Origin of the sequence: Marixanthomonas ophiurae (genome assembly GCF_003413745.1) — a bacterium.
GTDB classification, from domain to species: Bacteria; Bacteroidota; Bacteroidia; order Flavobacteriales; family Flavobacteriaceae; genus Marixanthomonas; species Marixanthomonas ophiurae.
In genome coordinates this window covers 699,746-718,105 of sequence record NZ_QVID01000002.1, presented here as the reverse complement: position 1 = coordinate 718,105, position 18,360 = coordinate 699,746, and the positions used below count along the sequence as shown (strand labels likewise).

Sequence of the window (18,360 nt, the reverse complement as noted above, 5' to 3'; positions counted from 1 at the left end):
GTTTTTCCTTCAATCAGAGATGCTTTATATTGTGCGGTAACTTCAGAAGAAGTCTGCTCTAGATTGAGTTTCTTTGGATAATAAATCCCTTCAGTTTCAAACCAAGTAGCTAGTTTTTTCTCAGCTTTTCTTCGGCTTTCTATTTGTTGAATAAGTTCTTGGACGGTTACTTTTTCAAAAGGGCTTCCAGAAAAAGCAAGTGTAGAGATAGATTTATTAAAATTTTTTATAAATTCCTGAACCTTACTATTTAATATATTTTTATTGAAAGTGATACTATAAGTTTTTAGTCAGTCGTTTTACAATTTTATATTCAGAAAGAAACTCTTTCGAAACCACCTTTAGAGCCGTGTAAATTGGTACTGCTAATATCATTCCGGGAATACCAAAAAGATAGCCACCAATTAAAATAACGATGAAAATTTCCAAAGGGTGGGAGCGAACACTTTTTCCGAAAATTACAGGTTGCGTAATCAAATTATCGAAAAGCTGTGCCAATGAATATCCCCCAAATGTATAGAGTAATAACGGTAATAATTCCGAAGAAAAATCGGCGCCCAAGTTGTTTGATAGTACAACAAGCATCATTAAAGCTCCTGCGATTATGGGTCCTAGATAGGGTACAATGTTCAAAAATGCACAAATCAAGGCAATGGCTATGGCATTGTTAACATCCAAAAATAGCAACAGTACCGAATAAAAAAGTGTTAGTATCATTATTTGCAATAGCAGCCCTAAGAAATAGCGGGACAGAAGTGACTTTGTTTTATTTAACACTGATAAAATTCGCTTTTCACGGCCTTTTTTTACAAAAGCAGTAACCATATTGGGTATCAAATTTTGATCCCTTAAAAAGAAGAAGGATATAAACAATATAGCAAACAAGCCGACTAAAAAGTTGCCTATATTCCCGAAAAAGAGGTCTATAAAGCTTGGTATGATTTCCATATCGAAGTTTTGCACATAATTCGTGCGTTTTATGCCTTCAAGAATATCTATTTGCTTTACACCCAAATAATCGGCGGCTTGAATGCTTAGCTCGTTCAAATCGCTTTTTACCAGCTCAAAATCAATATTTGATATACTTTTACTTTGCTCAACGATTATGGGAATAAAAATTCGTAACATCACCGCTATTATTGAAAGTATTAGCAAAAGCGTTAAAATAGAAGCTAATATGTTTCCCATTTTAAGGCGATCTCTAAAAAAGACGAGAACCGGACGGCTTATCAAGGCAATGACGGCAGCAACACCAATATAGAGTAACAGTGCTTGGATTTGAAAGATAAACCACAATAATATCAAGATTCCGGCAAGTACTGCCAGTGCTCGTAAAATACCTGAAGAAATGGATTTAGCTTTTTCTTTCACAGCGTAAATATAGCATATTAGAATAACTCTATTATAAAAGTTTTGTTAAGGTGAAAAGTGCAATTCCTGTGGCCTGCGTAACATTTAAACTGCTGTTTTCTCCAAACATTGTTATATGGACACTTTGCGAAATTGTGTTTAAAACTGTTTCCGAAACTCCATGTTTCTCATTACCAACAAACAAGGCGACTTTATTTCCTTCTACTAGTTGTAATTTTTCTAAAGGAATGCTCTCGTCAGTTAGTTCTAAAGCAAGTAACTTATACTGTTCTTTCTTTAATTTTTTTATTTCTGAAGAAAGATCTTCTGAAACACGATATAAAACTGTTTTGTTTGTGTTTCGTGCTGTTTTTAGTAAGCGGGAAGAAGAAAAATTGACAGCTGTATTGCAAAAGATAATTTCAGAAACTCCAAAGGCTTCACATACCCGAAACAATGCACCAACATTAGCCGGGCTCTGCACACCATCGCAAATTACTTTTATTGGAAACTTTTTAGTTGGAAAATCTGTTGAAGTATGGGTAAGTTGATTGGGCATTAATTTTCAAAAACATATTTAATAATATTGGCGCCCATTCGCAAGGCTTTCAACCTAACTTCTTGTGGGTCGTTATGTATTTCTGGGTTTTCCCAGCCGTCACCCAAATCACTCTCAAGGGTATAAAGTAAAACCAATCTGCCTTCGTGTTCAATACCAAACGCTTGTGGTCGTTTTCCATCGTGTTCATGGATTTTTGGCAAGCCTTCAGGGAAATTATATTGCGCACTAAAAATAGGGTGGTTGGCTGGTAATTCTTTCAATTCGTTATTTGGGAAGATTTTCACCAATTCTTTCCGAAGGTATTCGTCTATTCCATAATTATCGTCAATATGTAAAAAACCGCCACTTAGTAGATAGTTACGGAGGTTTTCAGCTTCTTCAGGGGTGAAAAACACGTTTCCGTGACCCGTCATATGTACAAATGGATAATTAAACAAGTCAATACTTTCTGGAGTTACAGTTTCAGTTTTTTCTGAAATAGTTGTATTGATTTGTTGGTTGCAAAAAGAAGCCAAATTAGGCAACGAAGTGGGGTTACTATACCAATCGCCACCGCCACCATATTTTAAAACGGCAATTTCTTGAGCGTGTACGTTTGTCAAGAAAGAAAGGAGAAAAAAAGTAAGTAGAGTGATTCGCATGAGTTCAAAAATACAAATTAAACTGCAAGGAATTACAGCTTGTTTCGACTTAATGGTTGTAAAAAAAAGAATTTTAATACTATGAAATACCTAATTGCATTAATTACTATTCCACTATTATTGCTAACGACGTTTTGCAAACCGAAAGATTCCAAAGAAAATATAAATAAAGAGCTTGCTTATGCCGAAACCACCAACGCAAATCCTTTTGCCTTAGTACAATTATTCACTTCTCAAGGTTGTAGCAGTTGCCCGCCTGCAGATCGATTATTAGATAAAGTGAAAGAAGACTATGATAATGTAGCTGTACTTTCGTACCACGTGGATTACTGGAACCGATTGGGTTGGAAAGATCCATTTAGTAAAAAGAAATACACGGATTTGCAATATGCCTACGGAAGTAAGTTTGGTGATGGTCGTGTGTACACACCACAAGCTGTGATTAACGGAAGTCTGCATTTTGTAGGCTCTAATGAGGCTAAAATGAAGGGAAACCTCTCTAAATTCTTAAAAAACACAGCTGAAAATACCGTTGTTATTTCTGAGGTTTCTAAAAATGTAAATACGGTTTCTTTTAACTATAAACTTACTGGAGGAAGTACTGATAAAAAATTGAAACTTGCTTTGGTTATCGGTAGCCGTGAGACGCCCATTGGAAGAGGAGAAAACGGCGGAAAAACCTTACTGAACACTAATATTGTGGTGCAAGAAGTAGCTGTCTCAGCTTCTGAAACATTAGGTTCGTTAGAAATTAATATACCTGATATTGTAAAAGAAACAGATGAGCTAAGTTTAATTGGATTTGTACAGCAGGATGATTTGGTGATTACTGGAGCGACGAAAATGAAGGTTTAAATTATTATTTTACTTAGATTTTAATTTTAAAGATTGATATTTCTTTAGATAAATAAAAGCTACTATAATTATTGCTCCCCATCTTGAGACTGCAAAAGTTGCATGCATTAAACCATAAAAACCAAGATAATCACTCGCAGCTACTTCTTGAATAGGAATATAATACTCTGCATATAGACCTGATAATTTACTTGCAATAGGTTTTAGGAGTAGCGCTAGTATTACAAATAATATAAATGTTTTTTTAGGGAAGCTTATTAAATAAATTCCTTCTGAATTAGAATTTGTCTTAATCTTTTTGAAAAGAAATAGTATTGTGAAAAAATAAGAAAGTAATGTTATTGTAGGTATAAAATACGTGAGAAAAGTAAGTGATAATCCAAATTCAGACAATGCAAAATACACTAAATGAATAAAAAAATATAGTATAGAATCGATTGCCGCAACAAAGGTAAATCCAAAGATTATCCAAAGTATTAATAGTATGTTTTCTTTACTCATTTTTTATTTTTAGAAAATATTTATTCAACAGAAATTCTTCTTTTCTACCGATAAAGAAATAAATAAAAACCCCAGGAAAGGGTAAAAGAAAAACCAAAAGCATCCAATATATTTTATTGTTGCCCTCAAATTTTGCTTTTGAAATATCAATGATGCAAAAGATTAAAAAGGAAAAAAGTAATAATATTAAAAACTGCCAAAAGAAAAGACCAATTGAAAAGTCATTCAATATTTTGTCCATGGATAGTTAAATTTTACTTAAAGATATAAAAATCTATTCATTAACAAAAGCCACACTATGGCAGGCAACCACAGCAGCAGTTTCGGTGCGTAACCGGCTTTCGCCTAACGTTACTGGAATAAAACCTGCTTTTTTAGCTAAATCGATTTCTTCTGTAGAAAAATCACCTTCTGGACCAATTAATATCAAAACCGATTGTTGTTTTTTTACTTCTAATTTAAATGATTTTTTATCAGTTTCTTCACAGTGCGCAATACACTTTAAGTTTTCTTCGTGAGCTTGACTTAAAAGTTCCTTTAATGAAATCACTTTATTTAATTTTGGTAAATATGCTTTCAGTGATTGCTTCATCGCACTTTGAATGATTTTTTCGTACCGCTCTGGCTTAATGGTTTTCCGTTCGCTGTGGTCGCAAATAATTGGTGTAATTTCGGTAATACCTATTTCTGTAGCTTTTTCTAAAAAGGTTTCAAATCGGTCGTTCGATTTTGTTGGCGCGGCAGCAATATGTAAGTGATAGGGCAGTGGTGCTTCTTTTTTAGTTTCTACAATGCGTGCTATACATTTTTTAGGAGTTACTAAAGTGAGTTCGGCTTTAAAAAAAAAGCCTTTTCCATTGGTGATATCTAACACATCACCTTCTTGTTTCCGAAGCACCTTACCAATATGGCGACTTTCTTCTTTGTCAAAAGCAATTTCTTTTGAAGCTTGTGAACTGTTAGGATGATAAAATAATTGCATAAGTTACAGTTTCATTCGGGCTTGAGCCATAACATCATTTTTAGCAAAAACGTGTTGCTTATATTTTAATTCTCCTACGATGGCTATCATAGCTGCGTTATCGGTACAATATTCAAATTTAGGAATGTGGGTAGTCCAGCCGTATTTAGTTTCGGTTTCTTTTAAAGCTGTCCGAATTCCACTATTAGCCGAGACACCACCACCAATGGCGATTTCGGTAATTCCGGTATGTTTTACAGCATTTTTAAGCTTATCCATTAAATAATCTACAATAGTAAACTGTAAGCTAGCACAGACATCTTCAATGTTTTCAGAAATGAAATCTGGATTCTTATCTACTTGTTTTTCAATAAAATATAATACTGCAGTTTTTAAACCACTAAAACTAAAATCCATAGGCTGTACTTTCGGTTTCGTAAACTTAAAAGTGTTCGGATTTCCTTTTTGAGCATATTTATCAATTAAAGGACCACCAGGATAGGGCAGACCTAAAAGTTTGGCCGATTTATCAAACGCTTCGCCTACAGCATCATCAATGGTCTGTCCAATCACTTCCATTTCAAAATAATTGGTCACTTTTACTATTTGCGTATGACCACCACTAATTGTTAATGCTAAAAATGGGAAGTTTGGCGTGTTTTGTCCTTCAGCTTTAATAAAATGTGCTAAAATATGGGCTTGCATATGGTTTACATCAATCAACGGAACACCTAATCCCATCGCTAAAGACTTTGAAAATGAGGTACCTACTAGTAAGGAACCCATAAGTCCTGGACCCCTTGTAAAAGCTATGGCACTTAGTTGTTTTTTATCGATATTTGCTTTGCGTAAAGCTTGGTGCACCACTGGCACAATATTTTGTTGGTGAGCGCGTGAAGCAAGTTCGGGTACAACGCCTCCGTATTCTTCGTGTATTTGTTGTGTAGCCACAACATTAGAGAGTACAACTCCGTTGTTAATAACAGCAGCGGCCGTGTCATCACAGGAAGATTCAATACCGAGTATGTAACAATTTTTATCAGTCAAATTAGGCATATTTATTGAAATCAAAATTAAAACAATAAAAGCGTATCAAAAAACTTCGTAAAATAATAGTTCGCACCTTCATAGCTATCGTCCTCTTGCTTGTGCTCCTTATCATTATTTTATCGATTCCTTCGGTACAAACGTATATTGCCAACAGAGTTACTGATAACCTTAACGAAACCTATGGTACTGATATTAACATTAAGCGCCTAGGCCTCAACTGGAAAGGGGAAGTTGATATTCGTGAAGTCTATATTGCAGACCATCATAAAGACACGCTTATTTACGCAAAAGAGTTGCAAACCAATATTGTAAGTTTTCAAAACTTAATACAAGGTGATCTCGGTTTTGGCAACATCCATCTCACAAATTCAAAACTTTATGTTACCACCTATAAAGATGAAGAAACGGACAATCTTTCCATCTTTGCTGAAAAATTCAACACCGGAGAACCACCTAGTGATAATCCATTTACACTGTTTAGTAATGATGTTGAATTGACCAATAGTCATATAAAAATCACCAATTATAACCTGAACACACCCGAGGTGTTCGACTTTACCAACGTAAACCTATTAGCGGACGATTTTAAAATCACCGGCCCTGATATCGATGCGAACATAAAAAAACTTTCTTTAAATGCTCAGCGTGGTTTTTCTGTTAAAAATTTAGAGACGGATTTTTCGTATACCATGGAAAAGATGGAATTGAAAGACTTAACACTCCAAACCGAACATTCTTTAATTAAAGGGGAAATACTTCTGGATTATGCTGAAAAAGGACTAGCAGACTTCGAAAATGATGTGAAAATTGATGCTACTTTTGAGGATTCTGAAGTCTCAACAAACGATTTAAATGTTTTTTATGATGAGTTCGGGAAAGATCAAATAATTATTCTTAATACTGATTTTGATGGAACACTGAATCAATTTAATACGACCAATACTCGCATAGCTACTTCAAGTACGGTAATACAAGGGGATTATACATTTTCAAACTTATTGAAAGGCACCGATGCATTTTCAATTTTCTCTAGAAACCATATTATTCAGACTAATTATTACGATTTACGTCGTTTTATGCCACGCGTTCTAGGCGATGTGTTACCAAATCAATTAAAAGATATTGGTGCTGTTACTTTTAAAGGAAAAACTACACTTACAGCTTCCCAATTAATAACCAATAGCGCTATAAATACTGGAGTTGGAAGTGCTAGAACCGATATTGAGTTAGGTAATATAACAGATTTTGACAATGCTTATTACAATGGAAAAGTAGAATTGAATGGATTAAATTTAGGGAAACTTGCAGGTACTACTTCTTTAGGAAAAGTTACTGCAAATGTAAATATTGAAGGAAGAGGATTTACGCAAGAAACCGTAAGTACTTTAGTAGAAGGAACAATTTCTTCCTTTAATTTTGAAGGGTATGAATATAAAAACATTGAAGTAACAGGAACTTTAAAAGATCCAGTTTTTAATGGAAATCTTGCTATAAACGACCCTAATTTAAAAATGAATTTTAAAGGGTTAGTAGATGTTTCAGAGGACTTTAATCAGTATGACTTTGAAGCCAACGTAGAGTTCGCCGAGCTAAACAAACTAAACCTTATAAAACGGGATAGCGTGTCGGTATTTGTGGGTAATATCGTGATGGATATGGACGGGACAACTGTAAATGATGCTGTGGGAACAATTTCATTTAAAGAAACCTTCTATCAAACAGCTACAGATGATTACTTTTTTGATGATTTTGAAATCACTTCTTCTTTTGAAAGAGATGAACGAATTATCGCTATCAATTCGCCCGACATTATAACTGGAAGAATTAAAGGAAAGTATTTAATTGAAGACATCCCCGATCTTTTCAGAAATGGTATTGGAAGTATTTATGCTAATTATATTCCAGGAGAAGTGACTATAAACCAATATATAGACTATGAGTTCGAAGTTTATAACAAAATTGTCGATCTTTTTGTTCCTCAATTAAAGCTAGGGGACAACACTAAAGTTAAAGGATCGGTATCGTCAGACCAATCTAAGTTTAAACTTGATTTTCGTTCTCCTGAATTATTACTCTACGATAATTACCTAGGTAAAGTAAACATTCAAGTAGACAATGACAACCCTTTGTATAACACCTATATATCGGTAGATTCAGTTTACACAGGGTTTTATAATGTAGTAGATGTAGACATCATCAATAAAACTATAAATGACACCCTATATGTACGTTCTGAATTTAAAGGGGGTGAAAAAAAAGAAGATCTCTTTAATCTCTCTTTGTACCATACCATAAACCCAGAAGGAAATTCGGTCGTTGGAGTAAAAAAATCTGATATTACGTTTAAAGACAACGTTTGGTATTTGAACGAAGATAATAACAGCCTTAACAAAGTAGTTTTTGATGACAACTTTAAGGACATACGTATCGACTCGTTGGTATTAAACCATAATAATGAAATTATTCAATTGGCAGGCCAATTACGGGATTCCACCTATAAGAACTTGAAATTACGGTTTAAGGATGTGAATATTGGTAATATTACTCCAGAAGTTGACAGCCTTCGTTTAAAAGGAAATGTAAACGGAAAGCTCGATTTTCTTCAAAGAAATGGAGCATATTACCCTAATTCATCTGTAAGTATTGATGGAGTTGAAATAAATGAAATTCCCTTTGGCGATTTAAGTTTAGATATTGAAGGGAACGAAGACCTGTCAAAATATAATATCAACACAACCTTAGTAAATAACGATGTGAAGTCCATCAATGCGGTGGGCTCAATAGATGTTTCCCCCAACAATCCAACCATAGACCTAAACGTAGCCTTAAACGAGTTTAACATGCAAGCATTTAGTCCTTTTGGTGCCGATGTTATAACCGATATCCGAGGATTGATTACTGGAAATGCCAAAGTAACTGGTAGTTACAAGTCTCCCGAAATTGATGGGCTGTTTAACCTGGAAAACAGCGGTTTAAAAGTTCCTTATCTAAATATTGATTTTGATTTAGAAAATGATGCAAAAGTAGTGATGACCAAAAATAAAATTGCGTTAGATGCCACTACCATAACAGATACTAAATACAATACAAAAGGTACGTTTATAGGTAGTGCAAGCCATAAAGGCTTTGGTGATTGGAAACTTGATATGGATATAAGCTCTAACAACCTACTGGTTTTAGACACCCCTCCAGATGAAGATGCGTTATACTACGGAACAGCATTTATTGACGGAACAGCCTCCATTGCCGGCCCTGTAGATGAATTGGTGATAGATGTAGTGGCCACTACCGAAGAGAATACCAGCTTTAAAATTCCATTAAGTGATGTGGCATCTATTGGTGACGATTCTTTTATAAAATTTCTTTCACCAGCAGAAAAAGAAGCGCGTGTTAGTGGCGAAACTTTAGTTACTGAAGACCCCAAAGGGCTCTCTATTAACTTTGAATTAGATATTAACGAAAAGGCAGAAGTAGAAGTAGTGGTCGATAAAACCAACAACTCAACCCTAAAAGGACGGGGAGCGGGAATCTTATTGATTGAGCTCAACACTTTGGGCAAATTCAATATGTGGGGAGATTTCTTGGTCATTGATGGAGATTTCGACTTTAGATATGGCGGAATCATTCAAAAAAATATTGAGGTTGTTTCGGGAGGAAGTATCAACTGGAATGGTGATCCAGAACGTGCTCAACTAGACCTTACTGCTAAATATGAAACCGATGCAAACCCATCGATTCTATTAGACAATCCAACGGTAAACCGTAAAATACCAGTAAATGTTTTAGTTGATCTTACGGGCGAATTAATACAACCAGATATCAATTTTAGAATTGATTTCCCGCGGGTAAGTTCTGTTGTTAAGAGCGAGTTGGATTACAAGCTTCAAAACGAAGAATTGATGGAGAAACAAGCTCTGTTTTTAATTGCTTCAGGGAATTTTGTAAACGATAATTACGGCGGTGCCAATTTGGGTACAGGTGCATTGGTAGAGCGTGTTTCAGGCTTGGTAAATGAATTGTTTGCAGATCAGGATAGTAAGTTCAGCGTTGGTTTAGATTACTCTCAAGGTAGTAGGTTGCCAGATCAAGAAACTGCAGATCGGTTTGGTATTACGCTTTCTACACAAATTAACGAACGAATTTTAATAAATGGAAAAGTAGGAGTTCCTGTTGGCGGTGTAAATGAAACTGCCGTTGCAGGAGATATTGAAGTGCAATGGTTGGTAAATGAAGACGGAAGCCTACGGATGAAGTTCTTTAATCGTCAGGCAGATCTACAGTTTATCGGGGAAGATCAGATATTTGAACAAGGTGCAGGAATATCCTATTCCGTAGATTTTGACACCTTCCGTGAGTTGGTAAACAAGCTATTTAACAAAAATCTGACGTTAGAATCTGAAGAAGAGGAAAAAGTACCAGCCGTTCCAGGTGAAAATGATGTGCCTGTAAACTTTAATACAGAAGCTACTAAAGAAGAGTAAGTACTATGTTGCTGCTTTAAAGCGAAGCAATCATTGAAATTTCTACATTCACAAACTTTGGTAAATTAGCAACTTCAACTGTTTCGCGGGCTGGGGCAGTGGCTTCATCAAAATAAGTGGCATAAACTTCGTTAATCGCTGAAAAATTGTTCATATCGCTAATAAAGATGGATGATTTCAGCACGTTTTCAAACGTCATTCCAGCTTCGGCTAAAACAGCTTTCATATTTTCCATTACCATTTTGGTTTCTGCTTTAATATCATCTATAACCAAATCACCTGTTTTAGGGTCAATAGCAATTTGCCCAGAAGTATATAACATTCCACTCTTCAATACAGCTTGATTGTATGGCCCAATAGGAGCAGGGGCGTTGTTGGTTTGGATTATTTTTTTCATAATATTAAAAATTTATAATTGTTGATCTGGCTCTCGTCGCTTATCGTATTTAATATCACTTAATACGGAAGATTTTATTCCGATGAAGAAATACCAAGATGTGTTGATACTTCCAATAGGTGTCCAATTAAAACTCATTTGCCAGCTTTCTAAATCTCGTTGAAACCTAAACTGCGTTAAGGTAATTCCTTTGTTTTTAAAATCATACCCTGAAGAAACGCCAACCGTCCATCTTGGTGATAGTTCTAAATTGGAACTGAACATTAACGATTGCGAGGATATTTCACTTTCTCGTGCCCTGTTGGAGTAGGTCATGGTGTAAGCCAACCTAAAATCCCACGGAATGTCATAATTATACCAAGCTTTATCGGTTTTATCTTCGTTTTCTTCATCATCTTTATAGAGCCTGTTATCATCTATATCGCGTACATCGCCAAACAAGTCATCAGGCCTACCGCCATTTCTGAAGGTCTCATTATCAAGACGGTCTTTGTTTTCTGAATCTACTTCCAAATCCTTACTCGAAAAAGAATAATTGATACTAATGTTGGCATTGGTAAGCCTAAATAAACTTCCACCGTTATCAATGTTGAATTTATCAATACGTTGATTGCTGTTGTTTAATGCATAAGGATCCAAGCTTCCATTGAAGTTAAAATCTAATTTTTCAACTATTGGAATGCTTCCACTAAAATTTACCGGACTCCATTGTAAGGAATCACCGGCAACATTATAAGCTGTAGAAAAATTAAGGTTATTAAGCAGTTTAACCTTTTTGGGTTCTGTAGCAGTGGTGTCTTTGTCTCGTACTTTGGCTTCAAGAGTATTACTAAGGGATAACCCGATACTGCTCGAAAAAGTTTTACCTGGAGCGCCATATAATGTGTTCTGAAAACGTGAATATTCCACCACTTCGTCATTTACTTCGGGATCTGCACTAGGGATCACGTAATCATCATAGTATTGATCAAAAGCTGGATTAATTCCATAACTAATAGATGGTCGCATCACGTGACGTAACGCCTGTATTTTTTTATCTTTTCCGAAGTTAAATGTACCATAAACCGTTGTACCTAAACTAGTAGAAAAATTATACGTCAGATATCTATCAAAGCCTGGAATGGTATCTGTAACTACACCGCCATTTCCATCATTTGCCGTATCGTCATAGCGTTGATCAAAAGTCTTTAATGTCCAAGTTTCTTGTAATCGTGTACTAGCTGAAGCACTTAGATAGTTCAATATTTTAAAATTTGTACTTATGGGTATACTATGTTGAGCACCAACTAAAGCATTATCAAACATTTCAGGTTTAAAAAACAAAGAATCTGTTGTTTGTATCCTGTTTTCCGCTGCAACATCATATTGAAGGTTAATATTATCTATTATCCCTTTTTTCGTTCCCACTTTTGGTGCAAACGGAAATATACGGGATACACTCGCCGTAACATTAGGCAACGACATGTTAATGGTTTGTGTATTGGTGTTTTGAGAATGTGTACCAGCTACTGAGAAGTTAACCTGCGGCTCACCTTCAAAAGTTTTGGTGTACGAAACAGAAGAGCTTAATGTATTAACAAGAGCGCTGGCATTGTTGGTTTGGTTAATCGATTGTTGAAAATACCGGCTACTACCCAAGTTTACCGATGCTGAAAATCGAGAACTGGGACTGGCTTTTTGGTCTTGTGTATGATTCCACCGGATATTATAAACTGAACTTTGACTGAAATCTGGGAAGCCACGTTCTCCATTGATCAGGTTTTCATAGCGTATGCTTACATTTCCTCTAAATTTATATCGCAGAGCATAGGATGATTCACCCCTAAGTCCATAACTACCATTTGTATAGTAATCTCCTAAAAAAGTAAGATCAACATAATCATTAACAGCAAAATAATACCCTCCGTTCTGCAGGAAAAAACCGCGTCGGCTTTGTTCACCAAAACTTGGAATGATAAATCCTGATGCTCGATCTTCGGTTAATGGAAAAAAGGCAAAGGGTAATCCAACTGGGGTGGGAACATCGGCAATGTACATGTTGGTCAATCCCGTTACAATTTTCTTTTTAGGGACAAACTTGGCTTTTCGAGTATAAAAATAATATTCTGGATCATCTATATTTTTTGAAGTGGTAAACTTTACATTCCGAAGAAAGACAACGGAATCATTTACTTTTTTTGTTACTTCAGCAATAACATTAAAACCATTTTGCTCGGTACGTGAATTGTAAACCAATGCTTTTTCACTGTCAAAGTTAAACCGAATGGAATCTGGTTTTACTTCGTTTTGAGCCTGTACAAAAACTGGTTTTTGGCTATAAACACCAGCGCTGTCAATTCCTTTGGCATATACTTCATTTTTATTATAGTCTAATATAATATACCCGGCATCAATGCGCATATCGCCATAAACAATATAAGCTTTGTTGTACATATACACCTTATTTTGTTTCCGGTCTATATACACGTAATCTTCACCATAATAATCAACTACATCGGTCAGCAGTTCTTTTTTAGGTTTTACTGAGTCTGTTTTTACCGTATCGTTTAATACTTCGTTTACTTCTTTGGTAACACTTACTATACTTGGGTTAAGGGTGTCTTGTTCGGTTTCAATAGGAATATCCACTTCATTTTTGGGAGGGATATCCTGTGAGTGCATCGTTATGCTACACAAGAGTAGAATAAGTACAGTTGAAAAAATTTGCCGATGTGTTTGCAATGCTACGATGCTATTTTTTGTAGATTTGGCTTAGTTTTTGAAACTTCAAAATTAAGCATATTTTTTGGCTTTGTTTTTTAAAAATACAATATTTAAAATATCAATGAATATAGTCCGTTCTACCGTTATGAAAACGAAACACATACCCTTTTTCGTACTTTTAATTTGTACAGTAATCAGTTTTTCTTTTTCCACCACCAATAATGATACCACAAAACCCTTTGTGGTGGTACTCGATGCAGGACATGGAGGTCACGATAGTGGTAATACTGGAAATGGTTATAAGGAAAAAAACATTGCTCTCAATATTGTTTTGGAAGTGGGAAAGATTCTTGAAAAGAAAGAAAACATCAAAATTATCTATACCCGAAAAACGGATAAATTTATAGACCTTCATGAAAGAGGAGCGATTGCCAATAGGGCAGATGCAGATTTATTTGTTTCGATTCACTGCAATGCACACAGCTCGCAAGCCTATGGTACCGAAACCTTTGTGTTAGGACTTCATGCTAACCAACGTAACTTAGAAGTAGCAAAAAAAGAAAACGAGGTAATTTTTCTTGAAGAAAATTATGAAGAAAATTATGCAGGTTATGATCCCAATTCACCTGAATCGTTCATTGGTCTTACACTTATGCAAGAAGAATACCTAGACCAAAGTATTATGTTGGCAGGATTGATACAGAATAACTTCACTAACAAATTAAAGCGAAAGGACCGAAGTGTGAAACAAGCCGGCTTTATTGTTTTACATCAAAGCTATATGCCAAGTGTATTAGTTGAAACAGGTTTTTTAACCAACAACAGCGAAGGTGCCTATTTAAATTCAAATAAAGGTCAAAAAGATATGGCAGGTGCTATTGCCGAAGGGGTTTTAACCTATCAAAAAAATCTGGATTTAGCCACCAGCCACGCAAAAAACCCTGTTATTACCCAAGAAGAAATAGATAAAGCGATTGATACTACCGAAGAAAAAATATATCCCGGTTATACTTTTAAAGTACAATTGGCTGCAAGTGGTAAAAGGCTAAATACCAAACCAGAAAACTTTAAGGGATTAAAAGATATTACTCGGAACAAAGAAGGTGGCTTGTATAAATATTACTATGGTGAAACTTCAGACTATAACAAAATAGAATTAATGAAAACCTTTGCTAAAGAAAAAGGATACTCTTCCTGTTACATTGTTGCATTTAAGGATGGTAAGAAAATGCGTGTTTCCGAAGTATTGAAAACACAAAAGAAATAGGAGGGTTATTCTATATTTATTTTCTAAATTTGTTTGAACCCTAAAAATCATCCATTGAGATTATCAAGAGAAGTTAAAACCGGAATCCTTGCCATTGGCGCGATCCTATTATTCATATTTGGTTACAGCTATTTAAAAGGAAGTAATTTACTTGAGAACCACCGTACATTTTATGCTATGTATGATAATGTGGAAGGGCTTTCTAAATCTGCCCCCGTGACTATTAACGGTCTAAAGGTTGGTAAAATACAAAACATAGGGTTTGAAAATCAAGCTGGAGGTTTGATTGTGGAATTTACCGTTGAAAACGATTTTGATTTTTCAAGAAACAGTTTGGTACGTATATACAGCAGTGGATTAATAGGAGGAAAGTCACTTGGTATTTACCCAGAGTACGACCCAAACAATCTAGCTAAGTCTGGTGACACCCTTAGTGGTGAAGTGGAAAAAGGAATGCTCGATGCCGTAACAGAACGTCTTGGACCTTTAGAGAAAAAAGTGAATGGAACACTTTCAACCTTAGACACCTTACTGCTTAGTTTTACAGCAATAGTTGATGAAGACACCCAAGAAAATCTAAAACAGGCAATTGCTTCTTTAAAAGATGCTTCCGCCTCTTTTAAAGGTATTACAGCTAATGTTGATGGTCTTTTAGGCGAAAACAAAGAAAAACTAAATAAAACATTTAACAACTTAGATGTTACGGCTGAAAATTTTGCCAAACTATCAGATTCCTTAGCGCAAATAGAGACTGGACAAATGGTGAGAGATTTAGAAACTGTAACCTCAAAACTTAATACACTTGTTACACGTGTTGAAAATGGAGAGGGTAGTGTTGGAAAATTACTTAAAGATGATAAACTTTACAATAACTTAGAAGGAGCTTCACGTCAATTAGAACAACTGTTGCAAGATATGAAGCTTAACCCGAAACGGTATGTGCATTTTTCACTTTTCGGAAAAAGAGCTAAAGAATACAACGAACCTGAAGATCCTAATAAATAATGATGCAATATTTACCTAACATTATATTTTTTCTTGTTTTAGCTGCTGGTATCGGCTATTTTACATTTAACATTAGAAAAGTAATCCGAAATGTAAAAGTAGGACGCGAAGTTGATGCTTCCGATCATAAAAAACAACGATGGAGTAATGTCGTTCGTATTGCTTTGGGACAGTCTAAAATGGTTGTACGACCCGTCTCTGGAATCATGCACATATTTGTGTACGTAGGGTTTGTCATTATTAATATTGAGGTACTTGAAATAATCATCGACGGTATTTTTGGCACACACAGAGTTCTTTCTTTTTTAGGTCCTGTTTATGATGCTCTTATTTTTTCTTTTGAAATATTAGCTCTATTAGTTTTAGTAGGTGTAATTGTTTTCTGGATACGCCGTAATATTCAAAAGTTAAAACGCTTTTGGGCACGTGAAATGAAAGGCTGGCCAAAAGATGATGCCAATTATATTCTGTATTTTGAAATGGTACTAATGGTTTTATTCTTAACCATGAATGCAACCGATTTACAACTACAACAAATGGGAGCTGCCCATTACACTCAAGCCGGTTCATTTCCCATTAGCAGTCTAATTTCACCGTTATTTGATGGACTATCAGAAAGCACCTTAATACTTATTGAACGTGGAGCTTGGTGGTTACATATTATTGGTATTTTAGTATTCTTAAACTACCTATACTTTTCAAAACACCTACATATTTTATTGGCATTTCCTAATGTATACTTCGGAAAAGTAGTACCTAAAGGAAAGTTTAAAAATTTAGAGTCGGTTACCAATGAAGTAAAGTTGATGATGGACCCAAATGCCGATCCCTTTGCAGCTCCTTCAGAAGATGAAGCAGATGCCGAACCTGAAAAATTTGGTGCTAGTGATGTGATGGATTTAAGTAGAATTCAGTTATTAAACGCCTATACCTGTACGGAATGTGGCCGTTGCACAAGTGAATGCCCTGCTAATCAAACAGGTAAAAAACTATCGCCACGGAAAATTATGATGGATACCCGTGATCGAATTGAAGAAGTAGGGAAGAACATCACCAAAAATGGCGAATTTAAACCAGACGGAAAGCAACTATTAGACGATCATATCTTACGGGAAGAACTATGGGCATGCACCACGTGTAATGCCTGTGTAGAAGCTTGCCCGGTAAGCATCGATCCTCTTTCTATTATTATGGATATGCGTCAATATTTGGTGATGGAGCAATCTGCTGCGCCAAATGAACTGAATGTAGCGATGACCAACATTGAAAACAACGGCGCTCCTTGGCCTTATAACCAAATGGACCGTTTAAACTGGAAAGATGAAGCGTAAAAATGTAGTATGAAGAAAGAAGAAGTTGAAAAATTATTACATGATAAAGTTGAAAGTGGGGAACACGTAAGCCCTATACTTCCAAAAGACATAAAAAACTACTTGATTGATATTGATGGAACCATTACAGATGATGTTCCAAATGAAGAGCCAGAACGAATGGCAACGTGTGAACCATTTCCAGATGCTTTAAAAACATTGAATAATTGGTACGATCAAGGTCATATAATTTGTTTTTTTACTTCTAGAACTGAAGATCATCGCGAAGTAACTGAAACATGGCTAAACAAACACGGCTTTAAGTATCATTCCTTATTAATGGGAAAGCCACGCGGCGGAAATTACCATTGGATTGATAATCATTTAGTAAAAGCTACACGATATAAAGGAAAATTTACAGACTTGATTGATAAAAAAGTAACCATTCAAGTTTTCAAAGAATAAAAGTAAGAACACCATGAGTGAATCTATAAAAGTACCCACAATGGCCGAATATATGGCTGAAGGCAAAAAACCCGAAGTATTGTTTTGGGTAGGTTGTGCCGGAAGTTTTGATGATCGGGCAAAAAAAATAACCAAAGCTTTCGTAAAACTCTTACATAACGCAAAGGTAGATTTTGCGGTATTGGGAACCGAAGAAAGCTGCACGGGAGACCCTGCAAAAAGAGCTGGAAATGAATTTCTGTTCCAAATGCAAGCAATGACAAACATCGAAGTGCTAAATGGTTATGAAGTAAAAAAAATAGTAACTGCTTGTCCACACTGTTTTAATACTATTAAAAACGAATATCCTGAATTAGGGGGTAACTACGAAGTAGTACACCACACCCAATTTTTGAAATCGCTTTTAAACGAAGGAAGATTAAAAGTAGAGGGAGGAAAATTTAAAGGAAAGAAAATCACTTTTCACGATCCTTGTTATTTAGGACGCGCTAATGGCGAATATGAGGCTCCTCGCGATTTACTGCGTAAATTAGAAGTAGAATTGGTAGAGATGAAACGATGCAAGTCTCGCGGACTTTGTTGTGGAGCTGGTGGGGCACAAATGTTTAAAGAGCCAGAAGAAGGAAAGAAAGATGTAAACATTGAACGTACTGAAGAAGCATTAGAAACACAACCAAAAGTAATTGCCGCAGCTTGTCCATTTTGTAATACCATGATGACAGACGGCGTGAAAGGAAAAAACCAAGAAGGTGATGTTGCTGTTATGGACGTGGCTGAAATGATTGCTAGCGCAGACGATTTATAATATAAAC

Annotated in this window: 16 protein-coding genes; 7 read left to right on the top strand and 9 right to left on the bottom strand. The window is 35.5% G+C overall.

Features of this window, described 5'->3' with window-relative positions; all coding sequences use genetic code 11:
- Window positions 1-276: 276 nt before the first annotated feature.
- From DZ858_RS13505 to DZ858_RS13495, 3 genes are read right to left on the bottom strand one after another with little or no spacing between them, the layout of a single operon-like run.
- Window positions 277-1,371, bottom strand: coding sequence for an AI-2E family transporter (locus tag DZ858_RS13505; protein ID WP_117160188.1), 1,095 nt, complete (start codon window positions 1,369-1,371; stop codon window positions 277-279).
- Between the two features lie 31 nt (window positions 1,372-1,402).
- Window positions 1,403-1,909: a TrmH family RNA methyltransferase gene (locus DZ858_RS13500; protein ID WP_117160187.1), complete on the bottom strand. Its 507-nt coding sequence runs from the start codon at window positions 1,907-1,909 to the stop codon at window positions 1,403-1,405.
- Window positions 1,909-2,553 (bottom strand): DUF4159 domain-containing protein, encoded by a 645-nt coding sequence (locus DZ858_RS13495; RefSeq protein ID WP_117160186.1) that lies wholly within the window; start codon window positions 2,551-2,553, stop codon window positions 1,909-1,911. The genes DZ858_RS13500 and DZ858_RS13495 overlap by 1 nt, the downstream gene beginning before the upstream one ends.
- Before the next feature lie 81 nt (window positions 2,554-2,634).
- Here DZ858_RS13495 and DZ858_RS13490 point away from each other — a divergent pair, with 81 nt between their 5' ends.
- Entirely contained in the window at window positions 2,635-3,408 is a 774-nt protein-coding gene (locus tag DZ858_RS13490) for a DUF1223 domain-containing protein (protein WP_117160185.1), read from the top strand.
- 9 nt (window positions 3,409-3,417) lie between these two features.
- On the opposite strand, the gene DZ858_RS13485 is transcribed toward DZ858_RS13490, so the two are convergent.
- Genes DZ858_RS13485 through tsaD form a run of 4 tightly spaced genes read right to left on the bottom strand, consistent with a single transcriptional unit; the run spans window position 3,418 to window position 5,926 of the window.
- Complete coding sequence (locus tag DZ858_RS13485; protein WP_117160184.1) at window positions 3,418-3,909, bottom strand: hypothetical protein; 492 nt, start codon at window positions 3,907-3,909, stop codon at window positions 3,418-3,420.
- Window positions 3,902-4,150, bottom strand: a complete 249-nt coding sequence (locus tag DZ858_RS13480) for a PLD nuclease N-terminal domain-containing protein (RefSeq protein WP_117160183.1) — start codon at window positions 4,148-4,150, stop codon at window positions 3,902-3,904. The genes DZ858_RS13485 and DZ858_RS13480 overlap by 8 nt, the downstream gene beginning before the upstream one ends.
- Before the next feature lie 33 nt (window positions 4,151-4,183).
- Entirely contained in the window at window positions 4,184-4,891 is a 708-nt protein-coding gene (locus tag DZ858_RS13475) for a 16S rRNA (uracil(1498)-N(3))-methyltransferase (protein WP_117160182.1), read from the bottom strand.
- Window positions 4,892-4,894: 3 nt separating this feature from the next.
- Window positions 4,895-5,926, bottom strand: coding sequence for a tRNA (adenosine(37)-N6)-threonylcarbamoyltransferase complex transferase subunit TsaD (gene tsaD, locus DZ858_RS13470; protein WP_394340450.1), 1,032 nt, complete (start codon window positions 5,924-5,926; stop codon window positions 4,895-4,897).
- 92 nt (window positions 5,927-6,018) lie between these two features.
- Between tsaD and DZ858_RS13465 the strand changes: the two genes are divergently transcribed.
- Complete coding sequence (locus tag DZ858_RS13465) at window positions 6,019-10,401, top strand: translocation/assembly module TamB domain-containing protein (protein ID WP_239990800.1); 4,383 nt, start codon at window positions 6,019-6,021, stop codon at window positions 10,399-10,401.
- 16 nt (window positions 10,402-10,417) lie between these two features.
- On the opposite strand, the gene DZ858_RS13460 is transcribed toward DZ858_RS13465, so the two are convergent.
- Window positions 10,418-10,798, bottom strand: coding sequence for a Rid family detoxifying hydrolase (locus DZ858_RS13460; RefSeq protein WP_117160180.1), 381 nt, complete (start codon window positions 10,796-10,798; stop codon window positions 10,418-10,420).
- Window positions 10,799-10,810: 12 nt separating this feature from the next.
- Window positions 10,811-13,459: a putative LPS assembly protein LptD gene (locus DZ858_RS13455; RefSeq protein WP_239990788.1), complete on the bottom strand. Its 2,649-nt coding sequence runs from the start codon at window positions 13,457-13,459 to the stop codon at window positions 10,811-10,813.
- Window positions 13,460-13,646: 187 nt separating this feature from the next.
- Here DZ858_RS13455 and DZ858_RS13450 point away from each other — a divergent pair, with 187 nt between their 5' ends.
- From DZ858_RS13450 to DZ858_RS13430, 5 genes are read left to right on the top strand one after another with little or no spacing between them, the layout of a single operon-like run.
- Entirely contained in the window at window positions 13,647-14,768 is a 1,122-nt protein-coding gene (locus DZ858_RS13450; protein ID WP_117160445.1) for an N-acetylmuramoyl-L-alanine amidase family protein, read from the top strand.
- A gap of 54 nt (window positions 14,769-14,822) precedes the next feature.
- Window positions 14,823-15,773 carry an MlaD family protein gene (locus DZ858_RS13445; protein ID WP_117160178.1) on the top strand — a complete coding sequence of 317 codons (951 nt, stop codon included), beginning with the start codon at window positions 14,823-14,825 and terminating at the stop codon, window positions 15,771-15,773.
- A gap of 2 nt (window positions 15,774-15,775) precedes the next feature.
- Entirely contained in the window at window positions 15,776-17,104 is a 1,329-nt protein-coding gene (locus DZ858_RS13440) for a (Fe-S)-binding protein (protein WP_117160444.1), read from the top strand.
- Between the two features lie 9 nt (window positions 17,105-17,113).
- Entirely contained in the window at window positions 17,114-17,548 is a 435-nt protein-coding gene (locus tag DZ858_RS13435) for an LNS2 domain-containing protein (RefSeq protein ID WP_117160177.1), read from the top strand.
- 13 nt (window positions 17,549-17,561) lie between these two features.
- Window positions 17,562-18,353: a (Fe-S)-binding protein gene (locus tag DZ858_RS13430; protein ID WP_117160176.1), complete on the top strand. Its 792-nt coding sequence runs from the start codon at window positions 17,562-17,564 to the stop codon at window positions 18,351-18,353.
- The last annotated feature ends 7 nt before the right edge of the window (window positions 18,354-18,360 follow it).